General features: G+C 71.1%; 11 protein-coding genes. 1 reads left to right on the plus strand and 10 read right to left on the minus strand.

Features of this window, described 5'->3' with window-relative positions; all coding sequences use genetic code 11:
• Positions 1-59 precede the first annotated feature (59 nt).
• From groL to QF037_RS19430, 4 genes are all read right to left on the minus strand, one after another.
• Positions 60-1,685 (minus strand): chaperonin GroEL, encoded by a 1,626-nt coding sequence (gene groL, locus QF037_RS19415; protein ID WP_307026984.1) that lies wholly within the window; start codon positions 1,683-1,685, stop codon positions 60-62.
• 158 nt (positions 1,686-1,843) lie between these two features.
• Positions 1,844-2,152 (minus strand): co-chaperone GroES, encoded by a 309-nt coding sequence (groES, locus tag QF037_RS19420; protein WP_003998759.1) that lies wholly within the window; start codon positions 2,150-2,152, stop codon positions 1,844-1,846.
• Between the two features lie 358 nt (positions 2,153-2,510).
• Entirely contained in the window at positions 2,511-3,233 is a 723-nt protein-coding gene (locus QF037_RS19425; protein WP_307026986.1) for a polysaccharide deacetylase family protein, read from the minus strand.
• Complete coding sequence (locus QF037_RS19430; RefSeq protein ID WP_307026988.1) at positions 3,230-4,156, minus strand: polysaccharide deacetylase family protein; 927 nt, start codon at positions 4,154-4,156, stop codon at positions 3,230-3,232. Before QF037_RS19430 ends, QF037_RS19425 begins: the two co-directional genes overlap by 4 nt.
• Positions 4,157-4,246: 90 nt before the next feature.
• On the opposite strand from QF037_RS19430, the gene QF037_RS19435 reads away from it, so the two are divergent.
• Entirely contained in the window at positions 4,247-5,416 is a 1,170-nt protein-coding gene (locus QF037_RS19435) for a class I SAM-dependent methyltransferase (protein WP_307026989.1), read from the plus strand.
• Positions 5,417-5,467: 51 nt separating this feature from the next.
• On the opposite strand, the gene QF037_RS19440 is transcribed toward QF037_RS19435, so the two are convergent.
• From QF037_RS19440 to QF037_RS19465, 6 genes are all read right to left on the minus strand, one after another.
• Complete coding sequence (locus tag QF037_RS19440) at positions 5,468-6,679, minus strand: RNA polymerase sigma factor (RefSeq protein WP_307037256.1); 1,212 nt, start codon at positions 6,677-6,679, stop codon at positions 5,468-5,470.
• 101 nt (positions 6,680-6,780) lie between these two features.
• On the minus strand, positions 6,781-7,137 hold the full coding sequence (locus tag QF037_RS19445) for a YciI family protein (protein WP_307026991.1): 357 nt from the start codon (positions 7,135-7,137) through the stop codon (positions 6,781-6,783).
• Between the two features lie 156 nt (positions 7,138-7,293).
• The gene (locus QF037_RS19450) at positions 7,294-8,688 is read right to left on the minus strand and encodes an FG-GAP-like repeat-containing protein (protein WP_307026994.1); all 1,395 of its coding nucleotides are present in this window, start codon (positions 8,686-8,688) and stop codon (positions 7,294-7,296) included.
• A 102-nt stretch (positions 8,689-8,790) separates the two neighbouring features.
• Positions 8,791-9,858: an LCP family protein gene (locus QF037_RS19455; protein WP_307026996.1), complete on the minus strand. Its 1,068-nt coding sequence runs from the start codon at positions 9,856-9,858 to the stop codon at positions 8,791-8,793.
• A 73-nt stretch (positions 9,859-9,931) separates the two neighbouring features.
• Positions 9,932-11,293: an endo-1,4-beta-xylanase gene (locus QF037_RS19460; RefSeq protein WP_307026998.1), complete on the minus strand. Its 1,362-nt coding sequence runs from the start codon at positions 11,291-11,293 to the stop codon at positions 9,932-9,934.
• Positions 11,294-11,375: 82 nt separating this feature from the next.
• A complete protein-coding gene (locus QF037_RS19465; protein WP_307026999.1) occupies positions 11,376-12,446 on the minus strand; it encodes a LacI family DNA-binding transcriptional regulator in 1,071 nt (356 codons plus the stop codon).
• Positions 12,447-12,526 lie beyond the last annotated feature (80 nt).

Consider the following 12,526-nt stretch of genomic DNA (forward strand, 5'->3'; position numbering starts at 1 on the left):
AAAGACGAAGGCCCGGCACCCCAGGTGCCGGGCCTTCTACGAGCTACGAGCTAATGAGCTCAGTGGGAGTGGCCGTGGCTGTGACCACCGGCGGCCGGCTCCTCCTCTTCCTTCTTCTCGACGACCAGGGTCTCGGTCGTGAGGAGGAGGGAGGCGATGGAGGCGGCGTTCTCCAGGGCGGAGCGGGTGACCTTGACCGGGTCGATGACGCCGGCCTTGACCAGGTCGCCGTACTCGCCGGTGGCGGCGTTGAAGCCCTGGCCCTTGTCGAGCTCGGCGACCTTGGAGGTGATGACGTAACCCTCCAGGCCGGCGTTCTCGGCGATCCAGCGCAGCGGCTCGACGACCGCGCGGCGCACGACGGCGACACCGGTGGCCTCGTCGCCGGTCTTGCCCAGGCCGCCCTCGAGCACCTTGGCGGCGTGGACCAGAGCGGAGCCACCACCGGAGACGATGCCCTCCTCGACCGCGGCGCGGGTCGCGGAGATGGCGTCCTCCAGACGGTGCTTCTTCTCCTTCAGCTCCACCTCGGTGGCGGCGCCGACCTTGATCACGCACACGCCGCCGGCCAGCTTCGCGAGGCGCTCCTGGAGCTTCTCGCGGTCCCAGTCGGAGTCCGTGTTCTCGATCTCGGCCTTGATCTGGGCCACGCGGCCCGTGACGTCCGCGGAGTCACCGGCACCGTCGACGACCGTGGTGTCGTCCTTGGTGATCGTCACGCGGCGGGCGGAGCCCAGCACGTCCAGACCGGCCTGGTCGAGCTTGAGGCCGACCTCCTCGGAGATGACCGTGGCACCGGTGAGGACCGCGAGGTCCTGCAGCATCGCCTTGCGGCGGTCGCCGAAGCCGGGGGCCTTGACCGCGACCGCGTTGAAGGTGCCGCGGATCTTGTTGACGACCAGGGTGGAGAGCGCCTCGCCCTCGACGTCCTCGGCGATGATCAGGAGCGGCTTGGAGGAACCGCCCTGGATGACCTTCTCGAGGAGCGGCAGCAGGTCCTGGATCGAGGAGATCTTGCCCTGGTTGATCAGGATGTACGGGTCGTCGAGGACGGCCTCCATACGCTCCTGGTCCGTCACGAAGTACGGCGACAGGTAGCCCTTGTCGAAGGCCATGCCCTCGGTGAAGTCCAGCTCCAGACCGAAGGTGTTGGACTCCTCGACGGTGATGACACCGTCCTTGCCCACCTTGTCCATCGCCTCGGCGATGAGCTCGCCGACCTGGGTGTCCTGGGCGGACAGACCGGCGACGGCGGCGATGTCGGACTTCTCGTCGATGGGACGGGCGGTGGCGAGGAGCTCCTCGGAGATCGCCTTGACCGCGGCGTCGATGCCCTTCTTCAGGGCGGCCGGGGAGGCACCCGCGGCGACGTTCTTCAGGCCCTCGCGGACGAGCGCCTGGGCCAGCACGGTGGCGGTGGTCGTACCGTCACCCGCGATGTCGTTGGTCTTGGTCGCCACCTCCTTCACCAGCTGGGCGCCGAGGTTCTCGTACGGGTCGTCGAGCTCGACCTCGCGGGCGATCGTGACACCGTCGTTGGTGATGGTGGGGGCGCCGAACTTCTTGTCGATGACGACGTTGCGGCCCTTGGGGCCGATCGTCACCTTGACCGTGTCGGCAAGCTTGTTGACGCCGCGCTCGAGGGCGCGACGGGCGTCCTCGTCGAACTTCAGGATCTTCGCCATGGGAGCGGTTCAGCCCTCTCGGAAAACGTGGGTGAAACGAACCGCGCCCCCGACGCCCGGCTGATTAATGGTCGCGGGGGCCAGGGGCGCAGCTCACATGCAAGGTGCTTCGGTGAGGAAGCGGGTGCGGGATTTCTGGGGGTGACCCCCAGACCCCCTTACTTCTCGATGATCGCGAGCACGTCGCGAGCCGAGAGGACGAGGTACTCCTCGCCGTTGTACTTCACTTCGGTGCCGCCGTACTTGCTGTACAGCACGATGTCGCCGGTCTTGACGTCGAGCGGCAGGCGCTCGCCGTTCTCGAAGCGGCCCGGGCCCACGGCCAGGACGACGCCCTCCTGGGGCTTCTCCTTGGCGGTGTCCGGAATGACCAGGCCAGAGGCGGTGGTCTGCTCTGCGTCGAGCGGCTGGACCACAATGCGGTCCTCGAGCGGCTTGATGGCAACCTTGGAGCTGGTGGTCGTCACGATCCGACCTCCCCCTTCGGAGATCTCACGGGGTTAACTGTCTGAGGTGGCGACCAGGTGGATCCGTCGTCGCGGGTGCCGGACCTGCCCGTCGCTATTGGCACTCTCCAGGGGGGAGTGCCAGACCCGAGACTATGACTGTGATTAGCACTCGGTCAAGCGGACTGCTAATTCGCCGCGCGGGCCGAGCCTGTTCGCGGTCGCCGGGATGCCCCGAGGGCGCGCCGAGATCTCCCCGCCCGGGCGGCCACCGCCGTACCGTTCCGCCATGCCTCCTCGCGCCCGGCACAGACGCCGGCCGCGGCCTTCTTCCTGATCCTCATGGTCAGCCTTTGGACCCTCTGCCCCCGCACCGGACCTACAGGTGGTCCTCCAGCCGCCCCACCCTCAACCCGGCCCTGCGGATCTCCCCCAGCAGCCGCTCCGTGCGCTCCACCAGCGTCAGTCCCGTCGTCCCGATCGAGGCCACGGAGATGATGTCGCCGGGGAGCAGGCGGCGCTCCCCCGTCCGGTAGGTCAGCCGCTCGTCCCCCATCGACGCGCGCCACAGCACGACCGCCGCGACACCGCAGTCGGCGGCGGCGCGCAGGGTGGTCGTGTCGTACGTGCCGTAGGGCGGGCGGAAGAGGCGAGGGCGGATGCCGAAGCGGGACTTGAGTTTGTCCTGCTGGCCGCAGATCTCGGCGCGCTGCCCGGCGTACGGCAGACCGCGCAGGGCGGTGTGGTCGAGGGTGTGGTTCTGGATCGAGGCGCCCACCGACTGGAGACGGGCGAAGTGCCCGTACCCGGGGCCGACGACGCTGTCGGTGAGGAACATGCTGACGGGCAGCCGCCGTTCACGGACCAGCTCGACGAAGCGCGGGTCCTTCTCGGCGCCGTCGTCGTAGGTCAGGAAGACGGTCTTGTCGGAGGTGGGGACCCGCCTCACGACGGCCGGCGGACCCGTCCCGGACTCGGTCGCCCGCGCGCCGTACGAACCCGCCTTGCCCCACCGCTCGGCGGGGTCGACGGACCGGGCGCAACCGGCGGCGAGCAGGACGAACGCCACCAGGGCCGCTGCAACCGGTCCACGCGAACTCACAGGTAGTCCTCGAGGCGGGCCACCGCGTACCCCTCGGCCGTGACCTTGTTCAGGAACCGCCGGATCATGTCGGGCATCGTGCCCTTCCACTCGCCCCGACCGCGGAAGTGACTCAGCACGATGTCGCCCGGGCGGATCTCCCGGTCCCACTCGCGGTAGTCCCAGCGGTCGACGAAGACCTCCTCGTTCCAGATCGGCGCGTACTTCACCCCGCAGGACTTCGCGGCGCGCAGCGTGGCCTCGTTGTAGTTGCCGAAGGGCGGGCGGAAGAGGGTGGGGCGCTTGCCGTAGCGCCTCTCGATGATGTCCTGCATGCCGCAGATCTCGTGCTTCTGGCGGGCGTAGGACAGTCCCGGCAGGTGGGGGTGGTGCAGCGTGTGGTTGTTCAGTCCGACCCCCCTGTCCTGCATGTCCTTGAAGTAGCCATAGTCGCCCTTGACCAGGTAGTTGCTCAGGAAGGCGGTGTACGGGATCTTCAGCTCGCTCATCATCCGCAGGAACGCCGGGTCCTTCTCGGCGCCGTCGTCGATGGTGAGGAAGACGATCTTCTCCTTGGTCGGGATCGTGGTGAAGACCGGCGGGAGACCCTTCTCCTCGTGACCGTCCACCTCGAAGCCCTTGCGGGTCGTGATCCTAGGCTTCCGCACCGGCGGCGCCGGGGGCGCCAGCGGGACTCCGGCCAGGCCCCAGCGCTTCGCGACCCTCGCCGCGGCGCGGAGCTTCGTGGCGTACGAGTCCAGGGCCCGGGCGGGAGCCCCCTTCAGGGGCTGCTGGCCGGGCGCCGGGTGCACAGGACGCACCTCGGCGCGCTCGCCCTGTGCGCAGCCCGAGGCGATGACGGCGACGGCGAGCACGGCGATCCCGGCACGGGCCCGGAAAGCTCCAATAGACCTACTTTTATCATTTTGTACTACTGGTCCCATGGCGCCGGATCCTCGCAGGTCACCGCCCTGCCCCCGGGCCGACACCGCCGCCGGAGGCGGACCGTCCACCGACTGGCCCACAATGTCCCGGTGAACGACCTCGCCCCCCTCCTGACCCCCGAGGGCCGCGCCCTCCTCGACACGGTGCGCGACACCGCCCCCGCCGACGAACTCGCCGTCGCCACCCGGCTGCGCCGCGAACACCCCGCGGAGCTGGTGTCGGCCGCGCTCGGCCAGGCCCGGCTGCGGCAGCGGGCGGCGGTGAAGTTCGGGGCCGAGGACGCGGGACGGATGTTCTTCACGCCGAACGGGGTCGAGCAGTCGACGCGGGCGAGCGTGGCGACATATCGCGCCCAGCGGCTCAGGGAGTTGGGCGTCACCTCCGTCGCCGACCTGTGCAGCGGGATCGGGGGTGACGCGATCGCGCTCGCCCGGGCCGGGATCCGGGTGCTCGCCGTGGACCACGACCCGCTCACCGCCGCCGCGGCGCGGGCCAACGCCGACGCGCTGGGGCTCGCCGGCCTGATCGAGGTGCGGGAGGCGGATGTCACCGACATCGACACCGCACCGTACGACGCCGTGTTCGTCGACCCGGCCCGGCGTTCCTCCGGGCGCGGCCGGATCTTCGACCCCGAGGCCTACTCGCCGCCCCTGTCCTGGGCGATCGACACCGCGCTCAGGGCGCCCCACGCCGCGCTGAAGATCGCCCCCGGCATCCCGCACGAGACCGTCCCCGCCGAGGCCGAGGCCGAGTGGATCTCCGACGGCGGAGACGTCAAGGAAGCGGTGCTGTGGTTCGGTACGGCACCGGGGGCCGTACGGGCGACCCTGCTGCCGGGTCCGCGCACCCTGCTCGGGCGGGGCCTCGCGAACCCCGGGGTACGGCCGCTCGGACGGTACCTGTACGAGCCCGACGGCGCCGTCATCCGCGCCCACCTGGTCGCGGAGGTGGCCGAGGACCTGGAGGGCGGGCTGATCGACGCGACCATCGCCTACATCACCGCCGACGAACTGCGTGCGACCCCGTATGCGACGGCGTACGAGATCACCGACCAACTCCCCTTCAGCGTGAAGAAGTTGAAGGCGTTGCTGCGGGAGCGCGAGGTCGGGATCCTGACCGTGAAGAAGCGCGGGTCGGCCGTGGAGCCGGAGGAGCTGCGCAGGAAGGTGCTTCCGAAGCCGTACGGGGCCAGGTCGGCGACCGTGTTCCTGACCCGGGTCGCGGGCGCGCCGACGATGCTGGTCGGCGCCCCGGCGTGACCGGCCCGCGGGAGACCGTCGTCCGCGGTGCCGCCGCATACGGCACGCCGGTCACGGCGTGGGCAGTGACCTCAGTCGCGCCGTCAGCAGCTCCCGTTCCCGTGCGTTGCGCGCCAGGCCCGTCGCCCGCTCGAACTCCGTCCTCGCCTCCGCCGTACGCCCGAGGCGGACCAGCAGGTCGCCGCGGACGCTCGGGAGCAAGTGGTAGTCGCGCAGGGCGGGTTCGCCGATGAGCGCGTCGACGATCTCCAGGGCCGGTTCCGGGCCCTCGGCCCTCGACACGGCGACCGCGCGGTTGAGCTCGACGACCGGGGACGGGGCGCGGACGGCGAGCAGCCCGTACAGGGTCGCGATGCTCGCCCAGTCGGTCTCCTCGTAGGTGTAGGCGTGCGCGTGGCAGGCGGCGATCGCGGCCTGGAGGGCGTAGGGGCCGGGGGCGCCCGTGCGGGTGGCGTCGGCGCGGGCGAGGGCGTTGATGCCGCGGGCGATGAGCATGCGGTTCCAGCGGCGGCGGTTCTGGTCCTCCAGGAGGACCGGCTCGCCGGAAGGGCCGGTGCGGGCGGCGGTGCGGGACGTCTGGAACTCCAGGAGCGAGACCAGCGCGTGGACCTCCGGTTCCTTCGGCATCAGCCCGGACAGGACGCGGGCCAGGCGCAGGGCGTCCTCGCACAGTCCCGGGCGCACCCAGTCGTCGCCCGCCGTGGCGGCGTAACCCTCGTTGAAGACGAGGTAGATGACGTCGAGGACGTCTCCCAGGCGGGCCTCGCGCTCGGCGCCGTAGGGCACTTCGAAGGCGACGTTCTTCGTCGCGAGGGTGCGTTTGGCCCGGACGATGCGCTGGGCGATCGTCGGCTCCGGGACGAGGAACGCGCGGGCGATCTCGGCCGTGGTGAGGCCGCCGAGCAGCCGCAGGGTCAGGGCGACACGGGCCTCGGCGGAGAGCACCGGGTGGCAGGTGGTGAAGACCAGGCGGAGCAGGTCGTCGTCGATGTCCTCGGGGTCGGCCGGCTCCTCGAACGGGAGCGCCGTCTCCAGCGAGCGGCCGATCTCCTGGAGCTTGCGGGCGTAGTTCTCACGGCGCCGGACCAGGTCGACGGCGCGGCGCCGGGCGGCGGTCATGAGCCAGGCGCCCGGGTTGCCGGGGACACCGTCGCGCGGCCACTGCTCCAGGGCCGCGACGAGGGCGTCCTGGGCCAGTTCCTCGGCGATGCCGACGTCCCGGACGATACGGGTGACACCGGCGATGATGCGTGGGGACTCCATGCGGAACACCGTCTCGACGGTGCCGCGGGGGTCGCTGGAGGACTGTGGGCTCACAGTCCCCCATGCAACACCCCTACTCGCGTACGGCCAAGGACACCCGCTCAGCCCTCCGCGATCTCCCGCACCTCGCAGGTCACCGTCCAGTGCGGCTCGTGCACCTGAAGGAACCGCTTGGTCCACTCGATGGCCTCGGCCTTGTCCTTGCACTGCACGATGGCGTACCCCCCGACAACCTCCTTGGACTCGGTGAACGGCCCGTCCGTGACGGATGCCTGACCACCGCTCCAGTGCACCCGGGTGCCCTGCGCCGAGGGCGTGAGCCCGGCGGTGTCCAGCAGCACCCCGGCCTTGGTCATCTCCTCGATCAGCTCCCCCATGCGCTGCATCAGCTCGTCGCTGGGGCCCTCGGCGGGGGCGGTGGACTCGTCGATCTGCACGAGCGACAGGTAGCGCGGCATGGTGGCTCCTCGGTTCGGGGGGCCGGATCTTTCCGGCCTCTCAACCATGCGTCGATCGGGAGACACCCGGCTCGACAGGCTCGCGAGATTTCTTCGAAGAATTTTTCGCGTCCTACGTCTGCGCAGGTCACGGGCGTACTTCCGGGCGCGTTCGCCCTAGCCGAGCTCCGCCCCGAAGGCCGCCTTCGCGTACGGCGCCCCCACCGTCCGCCCGCCGAACACGAACGCGGCGTCGGTCACGACCCCGGTCGGCCGCCCCCGCAGGGACCACACCGAGCCCGCCCCGGAGTTCTCGTAGGGCGCGGCGGCCGCGAGGTCGGCGTAGCCGTTGCCGTTGGTGTCGAGCAGGCGTACGGCACCGCCGAAGCCGTCGCCCGCCTCCGCGGCGCCGAGGACACCGGCCGTGTCCTGGGTGAAGCCCTGGGCGCCCTTGCCGGTCAGGCCGGTGCCGCTGCCGTACAGGACGTCCACGGCGCCCGCGCCGTCGTCGTACCCCAGTTCCTCGCCGGGCGCGCCGACGGCCACGTCGTCGAAGCCGTCGCCGTTGACGTCGCCGACGGACACCGCTCCGCCGAAGTAGTCCACGTCCTCCCACGCACCGGGCACTCCGGGCGTGTCCTGGCTGTACGTCGTGCCGGTACCCACCCCGTCGGCCGAGCCGAGGCCCACGACGATCCTCGACTCCTCCGGGAGGCCCCGGACGAGGTCGTCGTAGCCGTCGCCGTTGACGTCACCGAGGGCGACGCCGCCGGTTCCGCCGCTTCCGGCGGGCGCGGTGGCGGAGGTGAAGGCGGCCCCGGAGGCGTTCGCGAGGTAGAAGGCCGAGCCGAAGCCGCCGTCGCCGGTGTAGACGGTCAGCGCGAGGTCGTCGCGGCCGTCGCCGTTCACGTCCCCGACCGCGCCGTCCCACACGTCGTGGTACCGCAGGTCGTCGGGGCCGAAGGCCCTCGTGGCGGCCGGCTTCCCGGCGCGGGAGAGCGGGCCGGTCCAGACCGTGGGGGTGGTGCCGTAGGGGTCGTCGCCCTGCGCGCGGCCGCCCTTGAACAGGGTCAGGTCCGTGCGCCCGTCGCCGTCGAAGTCCCCTGCCTGGGTGCTCGTCGCGGGGACGGACGTACCGCCGGACAGGCCGCTCTTCCCGCCCCAGACGACCACCGCGTCCTTCGTCGTGGACGCGTGTCCGACGACCAGGTCCGTGCGCCCGTCGCCGTCGAGGTCGCCCTTGGACAGCTGGACGCCGAACTGCTCGCCCTTGGCCGGGCCGCCCGGAATCCCGCTCGTGGCGCGGCTGATGACGGTCCGCCGGTCCTTGGTCAGCCCGTGCGGGCCGCCGTACAGGACGACGACGTACCCCGCCCGGTCCTGCCCGCCCACCGTGGCTCTCGGAGCGCCGACGGCGAGGTCCTGGTAGCCGTCGCCGTCGAAGTCGTCCCGGACGGGGGCGGGAACGGCGGCCTCGGCGCGGTCCGTCAGACCGGACGGCAGCGCACCGAGTGCGAGCACACCGGCCACGACCGGAACGGCCCGAGGGAGCAACGTACGCAGGGAGAACACAGGGAGAGCCTCTCGTCACGGCGACAACGTCACCGCACAAGACCCCCCGGCAGGCTGGGAAGTTGTACGCCGCTCAGCGCGACGACCGCGACAACCGGCCGCTCAGCGCAGCGACTTCCACAGCTCGCTCGCCCCGGGCTCGTCCGCCACCACCCGGTTGGCGTCCGACGGGGCCCGCACGACCGGCATCGTCACCGTCTTCACCTGGTCCGCCGACAGCCCCTTGAGGCTCTGCCCCAGGCGCATCAGCTCGCTCAGCGAGTCGAGCCCGGTGTCGGTGGTGAGGCTGCCGGTGACCGCGTCGGCGACCTCGTAGAGCTTGGTGGGGCTGGTGAGCAGGTCGGTCGAGGAGATCTGTTCCAGGAGCGCCTTCACCAGCTTCTGCTGGAGGCCTATCCGGCCGAGGTCGCTGCCGCCGCCTATGCCGTGCCGGGTGCGGGCGAGCGCGAGGGCCTGCTTGCCGTCGAGGTGGTGGGTGCCCGCCTTCAGCGTCAGATGGCTGCTGGAGTCGTCGATGTCCTCGTCCGTCGTCACGGTCACGCCGCCGAGGGCGTTCACCAGCTTCGCGAAGCCCGAGAAGTCGATCTCGATGTAGTGGTCCATGCGGACGTCCGTGATCGACTCGACGGTCTTGACCGCGCAGACGGGACCGCCCACGGAGTACGCGCTGTTGAACATCGCGCCGTAGGCCGCCGCCGTGGAGCCCCCGTCGTCCAGGGGGCACGACGGGCGGGTGACGAGCGTGTCGCGCGGGATGCTGACCACCGTCGCCGCGGTGCGGCCGGCGTCGATGTGCACGACCATCGCCGTGTCGGACCGGGCGCCTGAGCTGTCACCGCCGCCGAGCTCCTGGTTCTCCTTGCCGCTGCGCGAGTCGGAGCCGAGGACGAGGATGTTCAGGGCCTCGGAGGGCAGCGGGGAGGCGGAAGCGGACGCCGACGGCGACGGCGACGGCGAAGGCGACAGCGAAGGGGCCGTCACCGCCTTCGCCGGACGGTCGTCGCCGAGCGCGTTGTCGATGTCGACGCTCTTGATGTTGCCGTTGAGGTGCCAGTACAGCCAGCCACCCGTCGCGACGCCCAGCACCAGCACACCCGCGAGAGTGAGGCCGGCGGCCTTCGCAACACGCGACCGCCGGCCCACTCGTCTGTCTTCGCCGTCTCCGCTCACGGAGAGGAACGTAAGTCCGAATTATTACGAGGAGCGCGTCCGGGCCGCCTTTCTTCGGAAAATCTCACCTTTCTCAGCCCAGCGTCACGGTCGGCACCGGGTTGGTCCCGCTCCATGACCCGTTGAACCCGAAGGTCACCGAGCCGCCGTCCGGCACGGTCCCGTTGTAGGAGGCGTTGGCGCAGCTGACCGCCGCGCCGGACTGCGTGCAGGTCGCGTTCCAGGCCTGCGTGATCTGCTGGCCCGCCCCGTAGGTCCACGTCACCTTCCAGGACGACAGCGCGGCACCCGAGCAGGCGATCCGCACCTGGCCCGTGAACCCGGTGTTCCACTGGCTGGCCACGCTGTAGGTCGCGGTGCAGGCCCCCGTCGGGGGCGTGGTCGTGCCGCCGAGCGCTTCCGCGATCGCGCGGTACGCCGGTTTCGGCGCGTAGTTCTCGTCGTACGGCGTCGCCGCGCCCTGCCCCGGGAAGGTGCTCGGGATCCAGGAGTCGGAGTCGGTGAAGCCCCAGACGGTGACGCCGGTGCAGCGGGCGACGGCCACGCAGGCGTTCATGACGGCCTTGTAGTCGGCGGCCTGCTGGGTGAGCTTGGCGCTGTCGGAAGGCAGCGTCATCCGGATGTCCAGCTCGGTGATGGCCACGTCGACGCCGAGGTCGGCGAAGCGCTGGATGTTCTGCTGGAGCGTGGACGGCACCTGGCCGAGGATGAGGTGGGCCTGAAGGCCGACGCCGTCGATCGGGACGCCCTGCTCCTTCAGCGACTTGACCAGGTTGTAGAGGGCGGTGCTCTTCGCGTTGACGCCCTCGACGTTGTAGTCGTTGATGTACAGCTTGGCGTCCGGGTCGGCGGCGCGGGCGGCGGTGAGGGCCTGGGCGATGTAGCCGGTGCCGAGGCCGTTGTACCAGAGGGTCTGGCGGTAGGTGCCGTCCTCGTTGAAGGGCTCGTTGACGACGTCCCAAGCGGCGAGCCGCCCCTTGTACCGGCCGACCTCGGTGGCGATGTGGTCGTTCAGCAGCGTGCTCAGCTGGGCCGGGGTCCAGGTGCCGTTCGTCAGCCAGCCCGGGTTCTGGCTGTGCCAGACCAGGGTGTGACCGCGCACCTCCTGACCGTGGGCCTCGGCGAAGGCGACGATCTGGTCCGCCTCCGCCCAGTCGAAGGTCCCCCGGGTCGGCTCGACCGAGCCCCACTTCATGGCGTTGCCGGGGGTCAGCCAGTTGAACTGAGCCCCGGCGAGATCGCCGTAGGTCCCGGTCAGCTTGGAGCCGGTGACCGCCGTACCCATGGCCTTGCCCTTGGCGGCCGCGAGGTCGCGCAGCGGGGTGTCGGCGGCGTGCGCGGTGGTCGTGCCGGCGGTCACCAGGGTGCCGACGGCGGCCGCTCCGGCCAGCAGAGCGGCGAGTCGTACACGGAGCGAAGTTCTGGAGGATCTCACTGCGGGTGCCTCCGAAAGTTTCGGTCGTGCAGCCGATTGACTTCGGAGGAGTGTGGAGGTGACGGCCCCACCCGTCAATACGTCACCTTTCGGCCAACGGCGGCCCGGCGGTGCTGCTGCGCACCACCAGGCTCGTCGCCAGCTCCACCCGCGTGGCCGCCGGAGTCCCCTCCGCACGTGCCAGATCGAGCACCAGCTTGGCCGCCGCCTCGGCCATCTCGGTGAGCGGCTGCCGTACGGTCGTCAGCGGCGGCCCCACCCAGGGCGCGACGGGCAGATCGTCGAACCCGACCACGCTCAGGTCCTCCGGGATCCTGAGCCCCAGCTCGCGCGCGGCCTCGTACAGCCCGAGCGCCTGGAGGTCGTTCCCGGCGAAGACGGCGGTCGGCCGGTCCGGACGGCGCAGCAGCTCCAGACCCAGCCGGTAGCCGGCCTCGTGATGGAAGTCACCGTTCTTGATGAGCGCGGGGTCGACCGGCAGTCCGGCGGTCTCCAGGGCGGCCCGGTAGCCGTCGATGCGGGCGCGGCTGCACATCATCCGGGAGGGTCCGCTGATCGCGCCGATCCGGGTGTGCCCGAGGTCGACGAGATGCCGGGTGGCGGCGAGACCGCCCTGCCAGTTGGTGGCGCCGATGGAGGGCACGTCGGCACCGGGGTCGCCGGCCGGGTCCATGACGACGAACGGGATCGCCCGGCTGGTGAGCAGGGCGCGCTGGGACTCGTCGAGCCCGGACAGCACGAGGATCACCCCGTGCGGGCGCCGGGCGGCGACCTGGTCGGCCCAGGTCCGCCCGGGCGTGAGCCGCCCAGCGCTCTCGCTGAGCACCACGCTCAGCCCGGCGTCCCGGGCGACGTTCTCCACGCCCCGGATGACCTCCATCGCCCACGCGCTCTCCAGTTCGTGGAAGACCAGGTCGATCAGGGGCGAACGGCTCGCCTCGGCCCGGCGGCGCCGGTAGCCGTGGGCGCGCAGCAGTTCCTCCACGCGGGTGCGGGTCGCCGGGGCGACGTCGGCGCGGCCGTTCAGCACCTTCGAAACAGTCGGCGCCGAGACGCCGGCCTCGCGGGCGATCTCGGCGAGCGTCGCGGTCTGCGACGAGCGGCCGGTTGCTGGGGCTGTCGCCCGGGATTCAGCGGGCTCCGGGGGTGTCATGGCGGCGATCGTATCCCTGCACGACCTCTTGACGAACCCTTCCGACCCGCCTAGGTTCCCAAAACATTCGGCATGCATAT

The sequence above is a fragment of the Streptomyces canus genome, from assembly GCF_030815415.1.
Taxonomy (GTDB): domain Bacteria; phylum Actinomycetota; class Actinomycetes; order Streptomycetales; family Streptomycetaceae; genus Streptomyces; species Streptomyces canus_F.

What these genes read in the sequence shown, in the direction of transcription:
- groL (WP_307026984.1), bottom strand. Translation starts at nt 1,685, where the DNA reads ATGGCGAAGATCCTGAAGTTCGACGAGGACGCCCGTCGCGCCCTCGAG.
- QF037_RS19430 (WP_307026988.1), bottom strand. Translation starts at nt 4,156, where the DNA reads ATGGGACCAGTAGTACAAAATGATAAAAGTAGGTCTATTGGAGCTTTC.
- QF037_RS19440 (WP_307037256.1), bottom strand. Translation starts at nt 6,679, where the DNA reads ATGGAGTCCCCACGCATCATCGCCGGTGTCACCCGTATCGTCCGGGAC.
- QF037_RS19445 (WP_307026991.1), bottom strand. Translation starts at nt 7,137, where the DNA reads ATGCCGCGCTACCTGTCGCTCGTGCAGATCGACGAGTCCACCGCCCCC.
- QF037_RS19465 (WP_307026999.1), bottom strand. Translation starts at nt 12,446, where the DNA reads ATGACACCCCCGGAGCCCGCTGAATCCCGGGCGACAGCCCCAGCAACC.